This is a genomic window from Exiguobacterium sp. s7, from assembly GCF_018618195.1.
In the GTDB taxonomy this organism is placed as follows: Bacteria; Bacillota; Bacilli; order Exiguobacteriales; family Exiguobacteriaceae; genus Exiguobacterium; species Exiguobacterium mexicanum_A.
Genome location: NZ_JACSLO010000015.1, coordinates 1 through 19,403 on the forward strand (window position 1 = coordinate 1; position 19,403 = coordinate 19,403).

Below are 19,403 nucleotides of genomic sequence, written 5' to 3' on the forward strand. Positions count from 1 at the left end.
GCGGCCACACCCGTTCCCATGCCGAACACGGAAGTTAAGCGCTTCAGCGCCGAAAGTAGTTGGGGGTCTCCCCCTGTGAGGATAGGACGTTGCCAGGCCAACGCGAAGGACGATCAAGCATCCGCTTGGTCGTTCTTTTTTTGTATATCTAGCGATGTCGCAGTTGCGACATCGCTTTTCGTTTGCCTTTTTTTGAATCAATGATAGAATATAGTCAAAAGTCAAAGATGGTCAGAGGGTGGTGGAGATGAGAAACATATCGGATGTAATCGAACAGTATTTAAAACAAGTGCTGAAGGAGAGCCAGGCCGAAGCAATCGAGATTAAACGGCAAGATATTGCCAAGCGTTTCGAATGTGTTCCGTCTCAAATCAACTACGTCATCAATACGCGCTTTACGGTCGAGAAGGGCTATTTGGTCGAAAGTAAGCGTGGGGGCGGAGGATATATTCGCATTCGCCGCGTAATTTTACATGAAAAGCAAGACGTGTTGGTCAGCTTGATGGATATTTTACAAGACCATCCTCGTCTTTCCGAACAGCTTGTCGAGAACATCTTGATTCGCTTATTTGAAGAAGGGATGTTGAGTGAGCGGGAAGTGCGCTTGTTGTATCATTTATTGTCTGATGAAGCGCTCGGCTTGAACGCTGAAGATCGACACTTGATTCGAAGACAACAGTTACTCGCATTAATGAAATTACTTAGTTACCATTGACTGACGGAGGCATACATCTATGCTATGTGAACGATGCAAACGGCGACCTGCCGTCAATGAAATTCAAGTAGTGGAGAATGGAATTCCTGTAACGCGTAAACTATGTCGTAATTGTACAGTAGAAATCATGTCAGGTTATGTGCCGGTCGTGAAACGCTGTCCCACGTGTCAACTGACACAAAACGAGCTGGCTCATTTACGAAAAGCTGGATGCGCTACTTGTTATACGGTGTTTCGTGATGAACTGATTAAAATCACTCGGCAGTACCAGCAAGGCCATGATGTTCACGTCGGTTCGATGCCTGATGCCTTGCGCACACCCGACGAGCGAATCGAAGAGCGACTCCAAAAGTTAGCAGGGGAGTTACAACGAGCCGTCGAACAAGAAGATTATGAACGTGCAGCGCGAATTAAAAAAGAAATAATTCAGCTGAAAGGACAAGGTGAGGCATGATGGAACCATTTCTCAAGCATCCACTCGGTCCGAAGATGAAAGAGCGAGCGAAACTTGATGACTTAGTCATCTCCACTCGTATCCGTCTAGCGCGTAACTTAAAAGATACAGTCTTTTCTCCGGTTTTATCTAAAGAAAGTCAACATCAGCTTTGTCAACGTGTTGAAACGTCACTTGGCGGATTGCAAGGCTTCGAATATTTGCACATGGGCACTTACGATGTAGTGACACGACAAGCACTCGTTGAAAAACATTTGATTAGCCCAACGATTGCTGGAAAAGAAGAAAGTGCCGTCTTGTTAAGTGAAGATGAAACGATCAGTGTGCTTATTAATGAAGAAGATCACTTACGAATTCAAACGTTACTCCCGGGTTATCAAGTGGAAGAAGCGTTTGAACTCGCGAAACGAGTCGATGTTCTCTGTGGCGAATCTCTCCCGTACGCATATGACGAACAGCTCGGATATTTAACGACTTGTCCAAGTAATATCGGTACAGGACTTAGAGCGTCAGTGATGCTCCATCTCCCAGGGCTAACGTTGACAGGGCGAATTACTCCTATATTGAAAGAGCTTCGCAAGCTCGGATATACGATTCGGGGACGGTATGGAGAAGGTAGCGACGCGGCGGGACGGTTGTTTCAATTATCGAACCAACGCACACTCGGCAGTCATGAATCACAGTTGTTGACAGATTTTATGGAAGTTACGGAGCAAGTCATTCAGGCGGAACGACAAGCACGGGAAGAGCTACTGGCTAGCAACCAAGACGAGTTAGAGGACCAGTTTTATCGCTCATACGGAATTTTACGTTATGCGAAACTGTTATCATCGACAGAAGCGATTGAACGTCTGTCGGATTTGCATTTGGCGAGTGACCTTGGTATTTTGTCCGACTGGAGTCCACCTCAGTTTCACGAATTAATTGTAAAGCTTCAATCAGGTTTCCTACAAAAACATTTCGGGAAAACATTATCTACGAAAGAACGAGATCGCGAACGAGCGACTCTCGTTCGTCGAACGTTAGATCATGGCTTAGTTTGATCCAACTTTAAGGAGGTTTTGTCAATGATGTTTGGTCGATTTACAGAACGAGCTCAGCGCGTATTAGCTTTAGCACAAGAGGAAGCAGTACGACTTGGCCATCATAATATTGGTACGGAACATATTTTACTCGGACTCGTCCGTGAAGGGGAAGGGATTGCTGCTAAAGCACTGTTCGCCCTCGGACTCACGTCTGAAAAGATTCAACAAGAAGTAGAGGCACTCATTGGCCGTGGATCAGAAAACGGCTCAACGATTCACTATACACCGCGTGCAAAAAAAGTAATCGAACTCTCGATGGACGAGGCTCGAAAACTTGGACATTCTTACGTCGGCACCGAGCACATTTTACTCGGCGTGATTCGTGAAGGCGAAGGTGTGGCGGCTCGTGTTTTGAACAACCTTGGAGTCAGTTTGACGAAGGCACGTCAGCAAGTACTTCAACTCTTAGGAAACACGGAGTCATCTTCTAATGCGTCACAACCTGGAACGAGTGCCGCGACACCAACGCTAGACGGCTTGGCCCGTGACTTGACCCAACAGGCGCGTGAGTCGCGTCTTGACCCAGTCATCGGCCGCGCTGGCGAGATTCAACGCGTCATCGAAGTGTTGTCTCGCCGGACAAAAAATAACCCGGTCCTCATCGGGGAACCAGGGGTCGGGAAAACGGCAGTCGTCGAAGGTCTCGCTCAACAGATCATTAATAACGAAGTTCCAGAAACTCTTCGTAATAAACGTGTCATGGTACTTGATATGGGAACACTCGTCGCCGGAACGAAATACCGCGGTGAATTTGAGGACCGATTGAAAAAGGTAATGGATGAGATTCGCCAAGCTGGGAACGTCATTCTTTTCATCGACGAATTGCACACATTGATTGGAGCTGGCGGCGCTGAAGGCGCAATCGACGCGTCGAACATTTTGAAACCGTCACTCGCACGTGGTGAACTCCAATGTATCGGAGCGACGACACTTGATGAGTACCGGAAGTATATCGAGAAAGATGCGGCACTCGAACGCCGGTTCCAACCGATCCAAGTCAATGAACCGACAACGGATGAGGCAGAACAAATCCTCTTCGGGTTACGTGACCGTTACGAGGCGCACCATCGCGTCACGATCACAGATGAAGCAATTCATGAAGCCGTCGTTCTCTCGGACCGCTACATCTCGGACCGTTTCCTTCCGGATAAAGCGATCGACCTCGTCGATGAGGCTGCTTCGAAAGTAAGACTTCGTTCGTTCACGGCACCGCCGAATTTGAAAGAACTCGAGGCTCGTCTTGAGTCGATTCGCAAAGAGAAAGATTCGGCTGTACAGAGTCAAGAGTTCGAGAAGGCTGCCTCGTTACGTGATACCGAACAGAAACTCCGGGATGAGCTCGAACAGCTCAAGTCGGAATGGCAGAATAAGCAAGGGAACGAAAAACTCGAAGTAACGAAAGAAGATATCGCGCAAGTCGTCGCCAACTGGACAGGTGTCCCGGTGACGAAGATTGCCGAAGAAGAGACAGATCGTCTCCTCAAACTCGAATCGATTCTCCACGGCCGGGTCATCGGTCAAGATGAAGCCGTCAAATCGATTTCGCGGGCGATTCGCCGGGCTCGTGCCGGATTGAAAGATCCGAAACGTCCGATTGGTTCGTTCGTATTCCTCGGACCAACTGGTGTCGGGAAAACCGAGTTGGCTCGTGCTGTGGCTGAAGCGTTGTTCGGTGACGAAGACGCCATCATCCGAATCGACATGTCTGAGTATATGGAGAAACACGCGACGAGCCGTCTCGTCGGGTCGCCTCCAGGTTACGTCGGCTATGAAGAAGGCGGTCAATTGACTGAGAAGGTTCGTCGCAAGCCATATTCGGTCATCTTGCTTGATGAGATTGAGAAGGCCCATCCTGAAGTGTTCAACATCTTGCTTCAAGTGCTCGATGACGGTCGCTTGACTGACTCGAAAGGGCGTACGGTCGACTTCCGGAACACGGTCATCATCATGACGTCAAACGTCGGTGCGGCAGCCCTCAAACGCAACAAATATGTCGGGTTCACGGTTGAAGATGATGTGAAACGTGAATATACCGAAATGAAAGACAAAGTCATGGAAGAGTTGAAAAAAGCGTTCCGTCCCGAGTTCTTGAACCGGATTGACGAGATCACAGTCTTCCACTCGCTCCAAAAAGAGCACATCCAAGAAATTGTCAAACTTATGGCCGAGACACTTACGAAACGTCTCGGAGAACAAGGCATTGATTTCAGTCTCACCGAATCAGCGCTCGAGAAAATCGCTGAAGTCGGGTACGACCCGGAATACGGGGCTCGTCCACTCCGCCGTGCGCTCCAGCGTGAGGTTGAGGACCGACTCTCAGAGGCGATGCTCAGCGGCAGCATCACAAAAGGCAGCAAAGTGGCGCTCGATGTACAAGACGGCGAATTCGTCGTCCGTAATGAAGGTGTCGTTCAGTAACTACAAGGCTCCCTCTCTCATGTGAGGGGGCTTTTTTAGACGGAAAGGAACATCATGGCAAAAATTAAAACGAAGTACGTATGTCAGTCATGCGGATACGAATCCGCAAAATGGATGGGGCGTTGCCCAGGTTGTAACGAGTGGAATACGCTCGTTGAAGAGTTTGTCGAAGAGAAAAAGGCAAAGCGGGGGGCCGCATTCGTTCATAGCTCCTCGAGACAGCTGAAGCCGGAGCGTCTGTCGGACGTTGTGTCACAAGAAGAGACGCGCGTCCATACGAACAGTCAAGAGTTTGACCGCGTGCTTGGGGGCGGAATCGTTCCAGGCTCACTCGTCCTCGTCGGTGGCGATCCGGGAATCGGAAAGTCGACGATTTTGCTTCAAGTGAGCGCCCATTTGGCGCACAGTGGACGGAAAGTGCTCTATATTTCCGGGGAAGAATCGCTCAAACAGACGAAACTTCGCGCCGAGCGGCTCGGCCTCCCGACCGAGGACTTATATGTCCTCGCGGAGACGGATATGTTGATGATTGAACGGGTCATCGATGAAGAGGAACCAGGGTTCGTCATTATCGACTCGATTCAAACCGTCTATATGGATGAGATCCAGTCGGCGCCAGGTAGTGTCGCCCAAGTTCGGGAATGTACGGCAGCGCTCATGAAAATCGCCAAGACCCGTGGAATTGCCGTCTTTATCGTCGGTCACGTGACGAAACAAGGTTCGATTGCGGGACCTCGTCTGCTCGAGCATATGGTCGATGCCGTCCTTTACTTTGAAGGCGAACGTCACCACACGTTCCGTATTTTACGGGCCGTCAAAAATCGGTTCGGATCGACGAACGAGATCGGTATCTTTGAAATGAAGGAAGGCGGTCTCGAAGAAGTGCTCAATCCGTCTGAAATTTTCCTAGAAGAACGGACTGCCGGGGTCTCGGGCTCAACTGTCGTCGCGTCGATGGAAGGGACGCGGACGGTGCTCGTCGAGCTGCAGGCATTAATTTCCCCGACCTCATTCGGAAATCCACGTCGGATGGCAACAGGGATCGACCAGAACCGGGTCGCGCTCCTCATGGCCGTCCTTGAGAAACGATCAGGGCTTTTACTCCAAACGCAAGATGCTTATTTAAAAGCTGCGGGCGGTGTCAAGTTGGATGAGCCTGCGATTGATTTGGCGATTTGCATCTCGATTGCGTCAAGTTTCCGCGATCGTCCGACCCGTCCGACGGATGTGTGCATCGGCGAAGTTGGATTGACCGGGGAAGTGCGACGGGTGTCACGGATTGAACAGCGTGTCGCCGAAGCGGCCAAGCTCGGATTTACGCGGGCGATTATCCCGAAAAATAACCTCGGGGGCTGGACGGCCCCACCTGGTATCGATGTCGTCGGTGTCAGTACTGTCGATGAAGCGCTCCAACTCGCCATCCCGTTCTGACGGGGCGCTTCCGGCAGTTTTTAACGCTTTGTAACGAACGCTTTCAAAAAAACCATGTTACAATGGAAGTGTTAATTTCTTGAAATTTTAATTCATAATAAAGGAGGTGGAATGAGTGAAGATTGCTGTACGAATCGGATTTATTTTAATCGGACTCGTCGTCGGTTGGTTCGGTATTATCGAAGCGATGTTGCTGTTAGGTGACCTCGGAGTGAATGTACCGGCTTGGTTGACGATTCCTTATGTGGCTAGTTTGATTGGTGGACTTATCTTCTTCATTCTTAGTTTATTCTTGACCGATGGGGTCGTTAAATTTATCCGTTTTGTTGAAGAACGGCTCGTCCGTTTACCGGTCGGTGATATTTTGTTCGGGTCGATCGGATTGATTATTGGTTTATTGATTGCCTTTTTGATCAGTGTCTCATTAGAAGTAACAAATATCTTCTTACTCAGCAAAATCGTACCGATTTTCGTGACCGCCTTGTTCGGGTACTTCGGTTTCGCTGTCGGCTATCGGAAGCGGAACGAATGGATTAAACTGTTCGTCAAGAGTGAACGCGAGAAGCCGGAAGCAGAACCGTTGCGCCGCTCGAACGATAAAATTTTGGATACGAGCGTCATTATCGACGGTCGGATCGCCGACATTTCGAAGACCGGTTTCATCGAAGGCACGCTCATCGTGCCACAATTCGTCATCGGCGAGCTTCAATATATCGCCGATTCGTCGGATACGTTGAAGCGGAACCGTGGTCGTCGCGGTCTTGATATTTTGAAGGAGTTACAAGACAACGACCGCATCGAAGTAGAAATCTATGATGGGGACTTTGAAGACGTCGCCGAAGTGGACATTAAATTGATCAAGTTGGCCGAATTGAAAAAAGGGATTGTCGTCACGAACGACTACAACTTGAATAAAGTGTGCGAAGTTCGAAATGTCCCTGTGCTGAACATTAATGATTTGGCAAATTCAGTAAAACAGATTGTCATCCCGGGGGAAGAGATGGTCGTGACGGTCATTAAAGAAGGTAAAGAACAAAATCAAGGCGTCGCGTACCTCGAAGACGGCACGATGGTCGTCGTTGAAGGTGGGCGCAAGTTGATTTCGAAGACATTGCCTGTTGTCGTGACGAGCGTTCTTCAAACATCGGCTGGCCGTATGATTTTTGCGCGTCCTGAATAAGCATGGAAAAAGAGACGCATTAGCGCTCTCTTTTTTCACGAACAGAGGTGAATGGAATGGTGCGTTATACCGTGGTCATCCCAGCCGCAGGGAAAGGGAAGCGGATGGGAGCCGATGAGAATAAATTGATGCTGACGTTACAAGGGAAGCCGATTATCGTATGGACGGTCGAAGCGTTCTCGAAAGATGCATGGTGTGAGCGCATCGTGCTCGCAGTGCGTCCTGAGGAACAAGGGTGGTTCGAGCGACAGTTGCATCATTTAGAGACCCCGATTACATACGTGACGGGTGGGGAAGAACGACAACAGAGCGTTCGGTCGGGTTTACAAGTCGTCGACCCGGATGCCGTCGTCTTGATTCATGATGGGGCACGGCCGTTTGTGCGTATTGATCAACTTCACGCTATCGCAGAAGCTGCCCGAACGGAAGGTGCGATTCTTGCTGTGCCGGTCAAAGATACGGTCAAACAAGTCGCAACCGGACACATCACACAGACTGTGCCGCGTGAGGCGCTCTGGCTGGCGCAAACCCCGCAAGCATTTCCTGCGGCTGACATCCGAGCGGTTCATGATCAGGCGGAAGCGTCAGGATTTATCGGGACGGACGATGCGAGTTTATTCGAGTGGGCTGGTAAAAAAGTGATTGTCCTTGCAGGGGACTATCACAACATTAAAATGACAACCCCAGAAGATTTATTATTTGGAGAAGCGATTTTAACGAAGGAGGATTATCGATGAGAATCGGACAAGGATTTGATGTACACGCGTTCGCGGAAGGGCGCCCGCTTATTTTAGGAGGAATCGAGATTCCGCATGACCGCGGCCTACTTGGCCACTCAGATGCGGACGTCTTGTTGCATACGATTGCCGACGCGGCGCTCGGGGCGATTGCAGCGGGCGATATTGGCAAGCATTTCCCGGACACGGACCCTGAGTTTAAGGATGCAGACTCGAAAGTGTTGTTACAACACGTGTGGCAACTCGTCAAAGCAGAAGGTTATGTGCTTGGCAACGTCGATGCGACGGTGATGGCGGAACGACCGAAACTCCGAACGTACATCGACGACATGCGAGCGGTTATCGCCGAGTTGCTTGAAGCGGATATCAGCCAAGTGAACGTCAAAGCGACGACGACCGAAAAGCTCGGCTTCACAGGACGTGAAGAAGGAATTGCCGCTCAGGCGGTCATCCTGCTCAACCGCGCTTGACAAAAGTGGTATACTATTTGGGCAGAAGAGAAGAAAGGTGGAAATATTATGAGTGAAGTGCGCGTACGCTATGCGCCGAGTCCGACGGGTCACCTTCATATCGGGAACGCCCGGACCGCGCTATTTAACTATTTATATGCTCGCCATGCTGGCGGAAAGATGATTCTCCGAATCGAGGATACGGACCAGAAACGGAACGTCGAGAACGGTGTCGAGAGCCAAATGAAATACTTGGAATGGCTCGGCATCGATTGGGATGAAGGCCCAGGCCGCGGCGGCGACTTCGGCCCGTACTTCCAAATGGAACGCCTCGACCTTTACAATCAATACGTGAACGAGTTGATGGACAAGGGGCTCGCATACAAGTGCTATATGACGTCTGAAGAACTTGAGGCGGAGCGCGAAGCCCAAATCGCACGTGGCGAAGCACCTCGTTATTCGGGAGCCCATCGTAACTTGAGCGAAGAAGAACGTGCGGCGTTCGAAGCTGAGGGACGTAAACCATCGATTCGGATTCGCGTACCAGAAGCGGTCACGTACAAGTGGACGGATGTCGTCAAAGGCGACGTCTCGTTCGAATCGAAGGACTTCGGCGATTGGGTCATTGTCAAACAGGATGGGATCCCGACATATAACTTTGCTGTCGTCGTCGACGACCACTTGATGAAAATCAGCCACGTATTGCGTGGGGACGATCATATCGCCAACACACCGAAACAGATGATGGTGTATGATGCGCTCGGTTGGGACTACCCTTCGTTCGGCCATATGACATTGATCTATAACGAAAACCATAAGAAGCTCTCGAAACGTGATGAGTCGATCATCCAATTCATCGAGCAGTATGCCGACCTCGGGTATCTCCCAGGGGCGCTCTTTAACTTCATCTCGCTTCTCGGCTGGTCGCCGGTCGGAGAAGAAGAGATCTTCACGAAAGAAGCGTTCATCGAGATGTTTGACGCCGGTCGTCTTTCGAAGAGCCCGGCCGTCTTCGACCAACAGAAACTCGCTTGGATCAACAGCGTCTACATGAAACAGGCTTCGCTTGACGAAGTGGTGGCACTCAGTTTACCATTCTTACAAGAAGCAGGACGTTTACCGAACGCCTTGTCGATGGAACAGGCGGATTGGGCGACGGCGCTCATCGCCCTCTATAAAGAACAAATGACGCACGGTGCTGAAATCGTGTCGTTGACGGACCTATTCTTTAAAGATGAGGTCGATTACGACGAAGAGGCCAATACGGTTCTCGCTGGTGAAACGGTACCGGCTGTCCTCGCCGAATTCAAGACTCAACTTGAAGCGATTGAGGATTTCACGCCTGAAGCTATCAAAGCAGCGACGAAAGCGACACAAAAAGCAACAGGTCAAAAAGGGAAAAACTTGTTCATGCCGATCCGGGTCGCCACGACTGGGCAGACGCACGGACCAGAGCTTCCGAACGCCATTTCATTGATTGGCAAAGAGCGTGTCTTGGCACGTCTCACAACATTATTAGCTTAAAAGGCAACGATGAGGAAAGTAAGCGGTATGACACTTAACAGAGACTAGAACCTAGGCTGGAAGTTCTAGAAGCGTCCCCCGTCGAAGTGCACCTCGGAGCCGTTCCGGCGATATGTAGTCGGGACCGCGACTCGGCGTTAACGAGACTTGAGAGGGGAACTTTCCCAAACAGAGTGGAACCGCGCTTACGGCGTCTCTGTGCCTTGGCACAGGGGCGTCTTTGTTTTTGATATGGAAAAGGAGAACAATTATGGGATTTTGGAAAAGTGTGAGTGAGGATATTCGGAACGTGCTCGAGCTCGATCCGGCTGCCCGCTCGAAAGCAGAAGTCATCTTAACATATCCTGGTTTGCATGCGCTTTGGGCACATCGGATTGCGCACGGACTGTGGACGCGTAACGTGAAATTGTTGGCGAAAATGATTGCTCAGACGAGCCGTTGGTTGACAGGGATTGAGATTCATCCCGGGGCGGTCATCGGCGAAGGGGTGTTCATCGATCACGGGTTCGGCATCGTCATCGGCGAGACCGCCATCATCGGTAATAACGTGACCATTTATCAAGGCGTGACGCTTGGTGGGACGGGCAAAGAGAAAGGGAAGCGACATCCGACCATCGGGAACGATGTGCTCATCTCAGCTGGGGCCAAAGTGCTCGGAAATATCACGATTGGCGATTGCGTCAAAATCGGGGCGAGTTCCGTCGTTTTAAAAGACGTCCCGTCTGACTCGACCGTCGTCGGGATTCCAGGCCGAGTCGTCATCCGAAACGGGGAGCGGGTCAAACAACATGACCTCGATCATCGATTGCCGGACCCGGACCGTGAATGCCAAGAGCGACTCGAAAATGCCGTCGCTGATTTGCAGCGGAAGCTTGCGTCATTAGAGAAACGGATGGAGGAAAAAACACATGATTCAGTTTTACAACAGCCTCACGAATAAGAAAGAACCGTTCGTCCCGATCGTTCCGGGAAAAGTGTCGATGTACGTATGCGGACCGACCGTCTACAATTACATTCACGTCGGTAACGCCCGGCCGGCCATCGCCTTCGATACAGTTCGTCGTTATTTAGCGTACCGAGGTTATGAGGTCAAATATGTTCTCAACTTCACGGATGTGGACGATAAAATCATCCGGACCGCAAACGAACTCGGTGAAGACGTCGGGACGCTGACGAACCGTTTTATCGACGCCTATTTAGAAGACACGGGTGCTTTGAACGTGTTACCGGCTGACGTCCATCCACGCGTTACAGACACGATGGACGAGATTATCACGTTCATCCGCGAACTTGAGACGCAAGATTTTGCGTATGAGGCAGGGGGGGACGTATATTTCCGTACTCGTAAGTTCGAGACGTACGGAAAATTGAGCCAGCAATCAATCGAAGACTTGCGCGCGGGTTCACGTGTCGACGTTGGGGAAAAGAAAGAAGACCCGCTCGATTTCGTCTTATGGAAAGCGGCGAAGCCAGGCGAGCCGGCGTGGGAGAGCCCATGGGGACAAGGTCGTCCGGGTTGGCATATCGAGTGCTCGGCGATGGCAAAGAAACACCTCGGCGAAACGATTGATATTCATGCTGGAGGACACGACCTCAAGTTCCCGCACCACGAGAACGAGATTGCCCAGTCGGAGGCGTGCAATCATACGAAGTTCGCCAACTACTGGCTGCATAACGGATTCATCAATATCGAGAATGAAAAGATGTCAAAATCGCTCGGGAACTTCCTGCTCGTCCATGAGGCGTTGAAGGAAGTGGATGCGATGGTGCTCCGCTTCTTTATGTTATCGGTCCACTATCGTCATCCAATCAACTATAGCCGTGAGTTGATCGAGCAAGCGGCGAACGGATGGGATCGCATCAAGGAGTCGTATCAAAACGTTGAATACCGCTTATCGGTCACGGCCGGCCTTGAAGAGCCGAGCGAGGCGATGGAACGCAAGCTCGCGACGATTAAAACAACGTTTATCGAAGCGATGGATGATGATATCAATACGGCGAATGCAGTGACCGTCCTATTTGACTTGGCACGTGAAGCGAACATCTACGCAAAAGCAGACCACGTCTCGAAAGTCACGCTCGAACACGTGATCGCTCTCTTCGAAGAATTGACAGGTGTGCTTGGTTTGACAATCAAGAAAGAGCTAGAGCTTCTTGACGCGGAAATTGATCAATTGATTCAAGAGCGGAACACGGCTCGGGCGGAGCGGAATTTCGCGCGTGCCGATGAGATTCGAGATCTCTTGAAAGAACAGAAGATTCAACTCGAGGATACAGCCCAAGGGGTGCGGTGGAAACGGTTATGAAACAACTCGCCCCTCAACTGAACGCCCTCGCCCTCGCCTATATGGGGGACGCCGTCTATGAGATGGCGGTACGCAAACGACTGCTCGGACAAGGGATGACGAAGCCGAACGACCTACATCGTGGCGCCATCCGCTACGTGAATGCGGCAGCGCAGGCTGGGGTCGTGACCCACTGGCTCGAGACAGGTGTCTTGAGTGATGATGAGGCGGCTGTCGTCCGCCGTGGGAAGAACGCAAAATCCGGTTCAATCCCGAAGCGGACAGATGTTCATACGTATCGCTATTCGACAGCGTTCGAAGCATTGATTGGTTACACATATCTAATGGAAAGAAGGGATCGTCTTGAAGAACTCATCGAACAAGCGTTCACATGGCTCGAAACCGAGTCATTCGAAACGACATGACGGAGGAAGGGCGCATGAGCAACGGTCATTTGATCGTCCGCGCGGCGAACGAAATGATCGACCGAAGCGTCAAAAACTAGAACGACCAGACTATCAAGAAGTCGACGTGCTCGAGGAAGGAATCGACTTCCTTTACGGGCGCAACCCGGTGATGGAAGCGCTCCGGAGCGGTCGCGATATGAACAAGGTCTTTATTATGGAAGGGCAACAGAAAGGGCCGCTCGCTCAAATCATCGGCATGGCCAACGAGGCATCGGTTCAAGTCTCGTTCGTCCCGAAAACGAAACTCGAGAAGATGGCCGGTAGCGAACATCACCAAGGTGTCGTCGCTGCGGTCGCCGCCTACGAATATAAGTCGATCGAAGATATGTTCGCCCTCGCCGAGTCAAAAGGAGAAACGCCGTTGTTCATCCTACTCGATGAACTCGAAGACCCGCATAACCTCGGTTCGATTTTACGGACAGCGGATGCGGTCGGGGCGCACGGGATTATCATTCCGAAGCGCCGCTCGGTCGGTTTGACGCAGACGGTGGCGAAAGCTTCGACAGGCGCGATTGAGTACATTCCGGTCGCACGCGTCACAAACTTGACGCGGACGCTTGAAGAACTGAAAGAGAAAGGACTATGGGTTGTCGGGACAGACGCGAGCGAGAGCCAAGATTATCGTCGCCTCGATGGGAACATGCCGCTCGTCGTTGTCATCGGTAGTGAAGGTAAAGGGATGAGCCGCCTCGTACGCGAATCGTGTGACTTCCTCGTCCACATGCCGATGGTCGGTCACGTCACATCGCTGAACGCCTCGGTCGCGGCCGCGCTTCTCTTGTATGAAGTGCATCGCTCACGTAACCCATTGTCATGAGCATCAAGAAACGGGAATTGCTCCTCGTGGATGGATATAACATTATTGGCGCATGGCCGCACCTTCGAAAGCTGCGCGACATCGATTTTGAGAAAGCGCGAAACGATTTGATTGAAGCGATGGCCGAGTACCAAGCGGTCACGGGTCGCGAAGTGACAATCGTCTTCGATGCCCATATGCGATACGGGCGGGAATCGAAAGCGAATCAAAGTCGTGTCGCGGTCGTCTATACGAAAGAAAACGAGACGGCGGATGAATGGATTGAACGCCGTGCGCACGCCCTTGTCGATGATCGGCTCGTGACGTTGTTTGTCGCGACGAACGACTTCACCGAACAGTGGGTTATCTTCGGACAAGGAGCGCTCCGGGTTCCTGCCAATGAGTTACTGAAGGATTGGAAGCACGCCCAGGTGTTGATTGAAAAAGAACGGTCGGCACTCGAGCAGGATCGGTCGAATCGAAAAACGATTGACCTTTCACCAGACATAAGAGCCCGATTGGAAGAAATACGCCGTCGTAAATGAGGCGGTGAAGGATATCACAGACGAGTTCATCAAATGGACTCGTCTTTTGTTTTTAATTTGACATTTATTTGGAAAGAAATGTTGTATACTAATAGATGTATGAGTTACACGATATGTAATTGACGGAATTTTTAGAATTTTATTTGACGGTCGTTTTAACCGACGCCTATAATGAGAGCACAAACTTACATAAGTTCATCAATCGCCGGGGGGTATGAAACATGAACGGATGGCCATACGAGCAATTTGAAAGCATGTCCGACGAAGAGCTGGTCTTTCTTGCGCGTAATGAGGGGGACAGCGACGCTCTTGAGTTTTTGATTGAACGTTACCGATATTTCGTCCGGGCGAAGGCAAGGTCTTACTTTTTGATCGGTGCCGATCACGAGGACATCGTGCAAGAAGGCATGATCGGTCTGTATAAAGGTGTCCGGGATTACCGCGATGAGCGGCTCGCCTCGTTTAAAAGTTTTGCCGAGATGTGCATCACCCGTCAAATGATCACTGCCATCAAAACGGCGACCCGTCAAAAGCACATCCCGCTCAATTCTTACGTCTCGCTCGACAAGCCAATCTTTGACGACGAGTCGGACCGGACACTGCTCGATGTGATCTTGCCGCCGCATCCGACGGACCCGCAGGATTTGCTCGTGACGCGAGAAGAACAACTGTTCATGGAAGAAAAGATGGAAGAGCTCCTGAGTGACTTGGAACGAAAAGTGTTGCGTCTTTATTTGGACGGCCGTTCGTACCAAGAAATCTCGGACGACCTCGACCGTCATGTGAAATCGATTGATAATGCGTTACAGCGCGTGAAGAAAAAGTTTGAGCGGCATGTCGACGTCAAAACGATGACGAGCTAACCGATATTGACCGCACGCCTCCTATGTGATACTTTTAAGGCAGCGCCTTGTCCGTAGACGCCATTTACAGGAGGCGTTTTTTTTTCGCTCTTTTTTATAGGAGAGCTGTCGAAAGGGGCGCTCATGAATGGCAAAGAAAGTAAGTCTCGCGTGTTCGGATTGCGGGTCGAGCGGTTATTCGACCATGAAACAAGACGACGTGACGACACGGCTCGAGCTGAAAAAGTTCTGTCGGCGTTGCAATGCGCATACGACACACCGAGAATCGAAGTAATGTAGATTGGCATTCAACGTAGGAGGAAGCTACCATGAACTTTTTGCGCGATGTATGGAAAGAGTTAAAGAAAACGAGTTGGCCGACTCGTAAAGAGCTCACAAAATATACCATCACGGTCATCGCGACGGTCGTCGTGATCGGCCTGTTCGTGTTCGGCGTAGATACTGGTGTCAGCTATCTCGTCAACCTATTAATTAACTAAGGAAAGAGGTGAAAGCCGTGGAGAAACAATGGTTTGTTGTCCAGACGTATTCTGGATTTGAAAACAACGTCAAAGAAAACCTAGAACGTCGGATCGGTTCGATGAACATGGAAGATAAAATTTTCCGCGTCCTCGTTCCGACTGAAACAACGCAAGAAGAAGTCACGCTCAAGAGTGGCGAGAAGAAGATTAAAGAAAAAGAAGTGAAGAGCTTCCCAGGTTACGTCTTCGTCGAGATGGTCATGACTGACGACTCGTGGTATGTCGTGCGGAACACGCCGAACGTCACCGGCTTCCTCGGTTCAACAGGCGGCGGCGCCAAGCCGATCCCGCTTCAACCGGACGAAGTGACGAACGTCTTGTCACAGATGGGTCTCATCGAGAAGAAAGATCGTTACAACTACGAACTCGGCGACCTCGTCCGTGTCAAAGAAGGCGCATTTGAGAACTTTGAAGGTACGATTGATGAAATCGAAGCCGATAAAGAGAAGCTCAAAGTTGTCGTTGACATGTTCGGCCGTGAAACAAAAATTGAGCTTGATTTCGAACAAGTTCAGAAAATTAACTAATACCCACTTGCCATTCTCGGAAACGGATGGTACAATCGGAAATGTTTGATGTTGTGCTATATTTCGGTACAAACTCGACCTAATAGATTGAGTGGGAGGGCGCACAACGTCCAAGAAACCACATTTTAGACTTAAGGAGGTGTGTCTCGTGGCGAAAAAAGTTACTAAACTCGTTAAACTTCAAATCCCAGCTGGTAAAGCTAACCCAGCACCACCAGTAGGTCCAGCACTTGGTCAAGCAGGTGTTAACATCATGGGATTCTGTAAAGAGTTCAACGCTCGTACACAAGACCAAGCCGGATTGATTATTCCTGTAGTCATTACGGTATACGAAGATCGTTCGTTTACATTCATTACGAAAACTCCACCAGCTGCAGTTCTTTTGAAGAAAGCTGCTGGTATCGAGAGCGGTTCTGGTGAACCAAACCGTAAGAAGGTAGCAACGGTTAAGCGTGATAAAGTTCGCGAAATCGCTGAACTTAAAATGCCTGACCTTAACGCGTCGTCTGTTGAAACAGCGATGCTTATGGTTGAAGGTACTGCGCGTAGTATGGGTATTGTAATCGAAGACTAATTTATTAGTCTCTGGGATTGTCGGTGAATATTATGCTCACCTTCAATCCCTTCATTATGTGGGAGGAAATTCCGCTAACCACAAGGAGGAAAAGAATCATGGGTAAAAAACACCAAGAAGCAGCTAAGCTTGTTGACCGCATGAAGTCATACGAACTCGCTGAGGCCGTTGAACTCGTTCAGAAAACAGCTACTGCTAAATTCGATGAAACAATCGAAGTTGCTGTCCGTCTCGGCGTAGATCCGAAGAAAGCGGACCAACAAATCCGCGGTGCCGTCGTACTTCCACACGGTACTGGTAAAACACAAAAAGTTCTCGTCTTCGCAAAAGGCGAAAAAGTTAAAGAAGCTGAAGCGGCTGGCGCTGACTACGTCGGTGACTCTGAGTTCATCACTAAAATCCAACAAGGATGGTTCGACTTCGATGTAATCGTTGCGACACCTGACATGATGGGTGAAGTTGGTAAACTTGGTCGCGTTCTCGGACCAAAAGGCCTCATGCCTAACCCGAAAACAGGCACAGTCACGTTCGACGTTGCGAAAGCAATCGCGGACATCAAAGCTGGTAAAGTAGAGTACCGCGTTGACAAAGCCGGTAACATCCACGTACCAGTTGGTAAGAAGTCATTTGAAGCAACAAAACTCTCTGAGAACATCGAGACAATCATCGAGACGCTCATGAAAGTGAAGCCTGCTACTGCAAAAGGAACTTACCTTAAAAACATCGCGCTTTCTTCGACAATGGGTCCTGGAATCCGTGTCGCGACTGCCGACTTCATCAAGTAATCTACTTGAAATAAACTGTTGACAACGTGTGATACCGCTGTTAAAGTAATACACGTTCAACCGAATATGTTGGATTACCGTAGACAGAAGGTGGACATCGGTCCGTAAACCCTTCCGAGGTGTCTTTGCTCGAACTTGAGCCTGTTGTCACAGGTTTACTTTCAAACAATTACGCCCTCGTATGTCTTCATACGAGGGATTTCTTTTTGGAGAGCAGCCTCTCGTCCGGTATAAGAATTGACTAGGAGGTGCAAACACATGGCAAGCGAAAAAATCGTATCTCAAAAATCGGCACTCGTCGATGAGATCGCTGAAAAAATGCAAGCGAGCGTCGGAACAATCGTTGTTGACTACCGTGGACTTACAGTTGAAGAAGTGACTACACTCCGTAAATCACTCCGTGACGCTGGAATCGAGTTCAAAGTATACAAAAACGGTCTTCTTCGCCGCGCGGCAGTTCAGTCGAACTTCGAAGGTCTTGACGAAGTCTTCACAGGTCCTACAGCAATCGCCTTCTCTAACGAAGACGTTGTTGCCCCTGCGAAGATCTTGAACGACTTCTCGAAAGAGCACAAAGCGCTCGAATTGAAAGGCGGAATCATCGAAGGCAAAGTAACTTCACTCGAAGAAGTTAAAGCCCTTGCAGAACTTCCATCACGCGATGGTCTTCTCTCGATGCTTCTCAGCGTACTTCAAGCTCCAATCCGTGGGCTCGCAGTCGCAACAAACGCAATCGCAGAACAAAAAGAAGAGCAAACTGCTTAATTTTTGTCTCGTAGCGTAACCAAAACCAATCTTTACAACATCAAAGGAGGAAAACCATAATGGCTTTCAACAAAGAGCAATTCATCGAAGACCTCAAATCAATGACGGTTCTCGAACTTAACGAACTCGTAAAAACAATCGAAGAAGAATTCGGCGTATCAGCAGCAGCTCCAGTAGCAGTTGCAGGTGCAGGCGCAGCAGCAGCTGAAGAGCAAACTGAATTCGACGTAATCCTCACAAACGCTGGCGCTGGTAAAATCAACGTCATCAAAGCAGTTCGTGAACTTACAGGCCTCGGTCTTAAAGAAGCGAAAGCACTCGTTGACGGAACTCCGGCTCCAGTCAAAGAAGGCGTTTCTAAAGAAGACGCAGACGCAGTCAAAGCTAAGCTTGAAGAAGCTGGCGCAACTGTCGAAGTTAAGTAATCCAACTTTTACTTCACAACCTATAGAAGCTCGCTATGGCGAGCTTCTTTTATTTCCTTGAAGAGTGGGTTAGGAGGTTCAATGCATGGGAGATCATTACTATACGAACGACCCTAGTTCGAAAAGTGCCCCTGAGACATGGACGTACGAGTTGCGAGGGAAGACATATCGCTTCACCTCGGACCGCGGCGTGTTCTCGAAAGGATCGGTCGATTTTGGGTCACGTCTCTTAATCGAATCATTTGAAGTGCCTGACGTCGAAGGGCGCATTTTAGATGTGGGCTGTGGCTACGGTCCGATGGGGATCTCGCTTGCCGATGCCTCTGGGCGTGAAGCACTCCTCGTCGACGTGAACGAGCGAGCGCTTGCCTTGTCAGAGCAAAACGCCGCCCAGAACGGAGTGACGATCGAGACGCGGCTCAGCCACGCTTACGACGCGGTCGGTGACGAACAGTTCGCCGCAATCGTGACCAATCCGCCAATTCGGGCCGGAAAGCAAGTGGTCCACACGATTCTGCGAGGCGCGCATGCGCATCTCGTTGTAGGTGGAGCGCTCTATGTCGTCATCCAAAAGAAACAAGGAGCGCCTTCTGCCAAGAAGTTGCTTGAAGATGTGTTTGGTCAAGTCGAGACGGTTGTGAAAGAAAAAGGCTATTTCATTTTCCGAGCAATTCGCTCTTGACAAACGGTGAAGTCTTGTTGACTCGCTATAACGTATATGCTAACATTATAAAATGCCATTGGAATGGAATTCGCCTTGAACTGCCGCGTTTGCCGCTTTTTAGACGCGGAAAAGAGACGACATTCAATGACAATGTTCGATTATTACGCCCGAAAAATTCGATAGAGAATTGGGG

At 50.0% G+C, this 19,403-nt stretch carries 23 protein-coding genes, 1 rRNA gene and 2 other annotated features; all 24 genes read left to right on the forward strand.

Annotation, left to right across the window (positions count from 1 at the left end):
- Window positions 1–98 (forward strand): 5S ribosomal RNA (gene rrf, locus KNP79_RS13735); the annotation flags it as partial.
- A 149-nt stretch (window positions 99–247) separates the two neighbouring features.
- A complete protein-coding gene (locus KNP79_RS13740; protein ID WP_034781748.1) occupies window positions 248–715 on the forward strand; it encodes a CtsR family transcriptional regulator in 468 nt (155 codons plus the stop codon).
- Between the two features lie 229 nt (window positions 716–944).
- Window positions 945–1,169, forward strand: coding sequence for a UvrB/UvrC motif-containing protein (locus KNP79_RS15780; protein ID WP_371743437.1), 225 nt, complete (start codon window positions 945–947; stop codon window positions 1,167–1,169).
- A complete protein-coding gene (locus KNP79_RS13750; protein ID WP_200881519.1) occupies window positions 1,169–2,212 on the forward strand; it encodes a protein arginine kinase in 1,044 nt (347 codons plus the stop codon). Before KNP79_RS15780 ends, KNP79_RS13750 begins: the two co-directional genes overlap by 1 nt.
- Window positions 2,213–2,236: 24 nt before the next feature.
- Window positions 2,237–4,672: an ATP-dependent protease ATP-binding subunit ClpC gene (clpC, locus tag KNP79_RS13755; protein ID WP_034781743.1), complete on the forward strand. Its 2,436-nt coding sequence runs from the start codon at window positions 2,237–2,239 to the stop codon at window positions 4,670–4,672.
- Window positions 4,673–4,726: 54 nt separating this feature from the next.
- A complete protein-coding gene (gene radA, locus KNP79_RS13760) occupies window positions 4,727–6,103 on the forward strand; it encodes a DNA repair protein RadA (RefSeq protein ID WP_034781742.1) in 1,377 nt (458 codons plus the stop codon).
- 115 nt (window positions 6,104–6,218) lie between these two features.
- Window positions 6,219–7,283 (forward strand): PIN/TRAM domain-containing protein, encoded by a 1,065-nt coding sequence (locus KNP79_RS13765; protein WP_034781740.1) that lies wholly within the window; start codon window positions 6,219–6,221, stop codon window positions 7,281–7,283.
- A 59-nt stretch (window positions 7,284–7,342) separates the two neighbouring features.
- Window positions 7,343–8,020, forward strand: coding sequence for a 2-C-methyl-D-erythritol 4-phosphate cytidylyltransferase (gene ispD, locus KNP79_RS13770; RefSeq protein WP_034781754.1), 678 nt, complete (start codon window positions 7,343–7,345; stop codon window positions 8,018–8,020).
- Window positions 8,017–8,490, forward strand: coding sequence for a 2-C-methyl-D-erythritol 2,4-cyclodiphosphate synthase (gene ispF / locus KNP79_RS13775; protein WP_021066582.1), 474 nt, complete (start codon window positions 8,017–8,019; stop codon window positions 8,488–8,490). The genes ispD and ispF overlap by 4 nt, the downstream gene beginning before the upstream one ends.
- A gap of 45 nt (window positions 8,491–8,535) precedes the next feature.
- Window positions 8,536–9,993, forward strand: a complete 1,458-nt coding sequence (gene gltX, locus KNP79_RS13780) for a glutamate--tRNA ligase (protein ID WP_214825080.1) — start codon at window positions 8,536–8,538, stop codon at window positions 9,991–9,993.
- Window positions 9,991–10,194: a binding site (T-box leader), on the forward strand. It overlaps the preceding gene by 3 nt.
- A gap of 49 nt (window positions 10,195–10,243) precedes the next feature.
- Entirely contained in the window at window positions 10,244–10,933 is a 690-nt protein-coding gene (cysE, locus tag KNP79_RS13785; protein WP_034781737.1) for a serine O-acetyltransferase, read from the forward strand.
- Complete coding sequence (gene cysS / locus KNP79_RS13790) at window positions 10,902–12,299, forward strand: cysteine--tRNA ligase (protein ID WP_214755070.1); 1,398 nt, start codon at window positions 10,902–10,904, stop codon at window positions 12,297–12,299. Before cysE ends, cysS begins: the two co-directional genes overlap by 32 nt.
- A complete protein-coding gene (locus tag KNP79_RS13795; RefSeq protein ID WP_214755072.1) occupies window positions 12,296–12,703 on the forward strand; it encodes a Mini-ribonuclease 3 in 408 nt (135 codons plus the stop codon). The genes cysS and KNP79_RS13795 overlap by 4 nt, the downstream gene beginning before the upstream one ends.
- Before the next feature lie 106 nt (window positions 12,704–12,809).
- Entirely contained in the window at window positions 12,810–13,562 is a 753-nt protein-coding gene (gene rlmB / locus KNP79_RS13800) for a 23S rRNA (guanosine(2251)-2'-O)-methyltransferase RlmB (RefSeq protein ID WP_034781752.1), read from the forward strand.
- A complete protein-coding gene (locus tag KNP79_RS13805) occupies window positions 13,559–14,086 on the forward strand; it encodes a YacP-like NYN domain-containing protein (protein ID WP_034781731.1) in 528 nt (175 codons plus the stop codon). The genes rlmB and KNP79_RS13805 overlap by 4 nt, the downstream gene beginning before the upstream one ends.
- Before the next feature lie 221 nt (window positions 14,087–14,307).
- Window positions 14,308–14,949 (forward strand): RNA polymerase sporulation sigma factor SigH, encoded by a 642-nt coding sequence (gene sigH, locus KNP79_RS13810; protein ID WP_034781729.1) that lies wholly within the window; start codon window positions 14,308–14,310, stop codon window positions 14,947–14,949.
- A 127-nt stretch (window positions 14,950–15,076) separates the two neighbouring features.
- Window positions 15,077–15,223: a 50S ribosomal protein L33 gene (gene rpmG, locus KNP79_RS13815; protein ID WP_034781727.1), complete on the forward strand. Its 147-nt coding sequence runs from the start codon at window positions 15,077–15,079 to the stop codon at window positions 15,221–15,223.
- Between the two features lie 34 nt (window positions 15,224–15,257).
- Complete coding sequence (secE, locus tag KNP79_RS13820) at window positions 15,258–15,428, forward strand: preprotein translocase subunit SecE (protein ID WP_012727692.1); 171 nt, start codon at window positions 15,258–15,260, stop codon at window positions 15,426–15,428.
- A 17-nt stretch (window positions 15,429–15,445) separates the two neighbouring features.
- The gene (gene nusG, locus KNP79_RS13825) at window positions 15,446–15,997 is read left to right on the forward strand and encodes a transcription termination/antitermination protein NusG (RefSeq protein WP_034781725.1); all 552 of its coding nucleotides are present in this window, start codon (window positions 15,446–15,448) and stop codon (window positions 15,995–15,997) included.
- A 148-nt stretch (window positions 15,998–16,145) separates the two neighbouring features.
- On the forward strand, window positions 16,146–16,571 hold the full coding sequence (gene rplK / locus KNP79_RS13830; RefSeq protein WP_021066593.1) for a 50S ribosomal protein L11: 426 nt from the start codon (window positions 16,146–16,148) through the stop codon (window positions 16,569–16,571).
- 98 nt (window positions 16,572–16,669) lie between these two features.
- Entirely contained in the window at window positions 16,670–17,356 is a 687-nt protein-coding gene (rplA, locus tag KNP79_RS13835; protein WP_034781720.1) for a 50S ribosomal protein L1, read from the forward strand.
- Between the two features lie 59 nt (window positions 17,357–17,415).
- Window positions 17,416–17,569, forward strand: a sequence feature (ribosomal protein L10 leader region).
- A 45-nt stretch (window positions 17,570–17,614) separates the two neighbouring features.
- Window positions 17,615–18,121 (forward strand): 50S ribosomal protein L10, encoded by a 507-nt coding sequence (gene rplJ, locus KNP79_RS13840; protein WP_034781718.1) that lies wholly within the window; start codon window positions 17,615–17,617, stop codon window positions 18,119–18,121.
- A 59-nt stretch (window positions 18,122–18,180) separates the two neighbouring features.
- Window positions 18,181–18,546, forward strand: coding sequence for a 50S ribosomal protein L7/L12 (rplL, locus tag KNP79_RS13845; protein ID WP_024372175.1), 366 nt, complete (start codon window positions 18,181–18,183; stop codon window positions 18,544–18,546).
- Window positions 18,547–18,631: 85 nt separating this feature from the next.
- On the forward strand, window positions 18,632–19,228 hold the full coding sequence (locus KNP79_RS13850; protein WP_034781715.1) for a class I SAM-dependent methyltransferase: 597 nt from the start codon (window positions 18,632–18,634) through the stop codon (window positions 19,226–19,228).
- The last annotated feature ends 175 nt before the right edge of the window (window positions 19,229–19,403 follow it).

What these genes read in the sequence shown, in the direction of transcription:
- rplA (WP_034781720.1), top strand. Translation starts at nt 16,670, where the DNA reads ATGGGTAAAAAACACCAAGAAGCAGCTAAGCTTGTTGACCGCATGAAG.
- KNP79_RS13740 (WP_034781748.1), top strand. Translation starts at nt 248, where the DNA reads ATGAGAAACATATCGGATGTAATCGAACAGTATTTAAAACAAGTGCTG.
- rplJ (WP_034781718.1), top strand. Translation starts at nt 17,615, where the DNA reads ATGGCAAGCGAAAAAATCGTATCTCAAAAATCGGCACTCGTCGATGAG.
- KNP79_RS13795 (WP_214755072.1), top strand. Translation starts at nt 12,296, where the DNA reads ATGAAACAACTCGCCCCTCAACTGAACGCCCTCGCCCTCGCCTATATG.
- ispF (WP_021066582.1), top strand. Translation starts at nt 8,017, where the DNA reads ATGAGAATCGGACAAGGATTTGATGTACACGCGTTCGCGGAAGGGCGC.
- secE (WP_012727692.1), top strand. Translation starts at nt 15,258, where the DNA reads ATGAACTTTTTGCGCGATGTATGGAAAGAGTTAAAGAAAACGAGTTGG.
- radA (WP_034781742.1), top strand. Translation starts at nt 4,727, where the DNA reads ATGGCAAAAATTAAAACGAAGTACGTATGTCAGTCATGCGGATACGAA.
- sigH (WP_034781729.1), top strand. Translation starts at nt 14,308, where the DNA reads ATGAACGGATGGCCATACGAGCAATTTGAAAGCATGTCCGACGAAGAG.
- KNP79_RS13805 (WP_034781731.1), top strand. Translation starts at nt 13,559, where the DNA reads ATGAGCATCAAGAAACGGGAATTGCTCCTCGTGGATGGATATAACATT.
- rpmG (WP_034781727.1), top strand. Translation starts at nt 15,077, where the DNA reads ATGGCAAAGAAAGTAAGTCTCGCGTGTTCGGATTGCGGGTCGAGCGGT.
- rplL (WP_024372175.1), top strand. Translation starts at nt 18,181, where the DNA reads ATGGCTTTCAACAAAGAGCAATTCATCGAAGACCTCAAATCAATGACG.
- KNP79_RS13750 (WP_200881519.1), top strand. Translation starts at nt 1,169, where the DNA reads ATGGAACCATTTCTCAAGCATCCACTCGGTCCGAAGATGAAAGAGCGA.
- cysS (WP_214755070.1), top strand. Translation starts at nt 10,902, where the DNA reads ATGATTCAGTTTTACAACAGCCTCACGAATAAGAAAGAACCGTTCGTC.
- clpC (WP_034781743.1), top strand. Translation starts at nt 2,237, where the DNA reads ATGATGTTTGGTCGATTTACAGAACGAGCTCAGCGCGTATTAGCTTTA.
- KNP79_RS13850 (WP_034781715.1), top strand. Translation starts at nt 18,632, where the DNA reads ATGGGAGATCATTACTATACGAACGACCCTAGTTCGAAAAGTGCCCCT.
- cysE (WP_034781737.1), top strand. Translation starts at nt 10,244, where the DNA reads ATGGGATTTTGGAAAAGTGTGAGTGAGGATATTCGGAACGTGCTCGAG.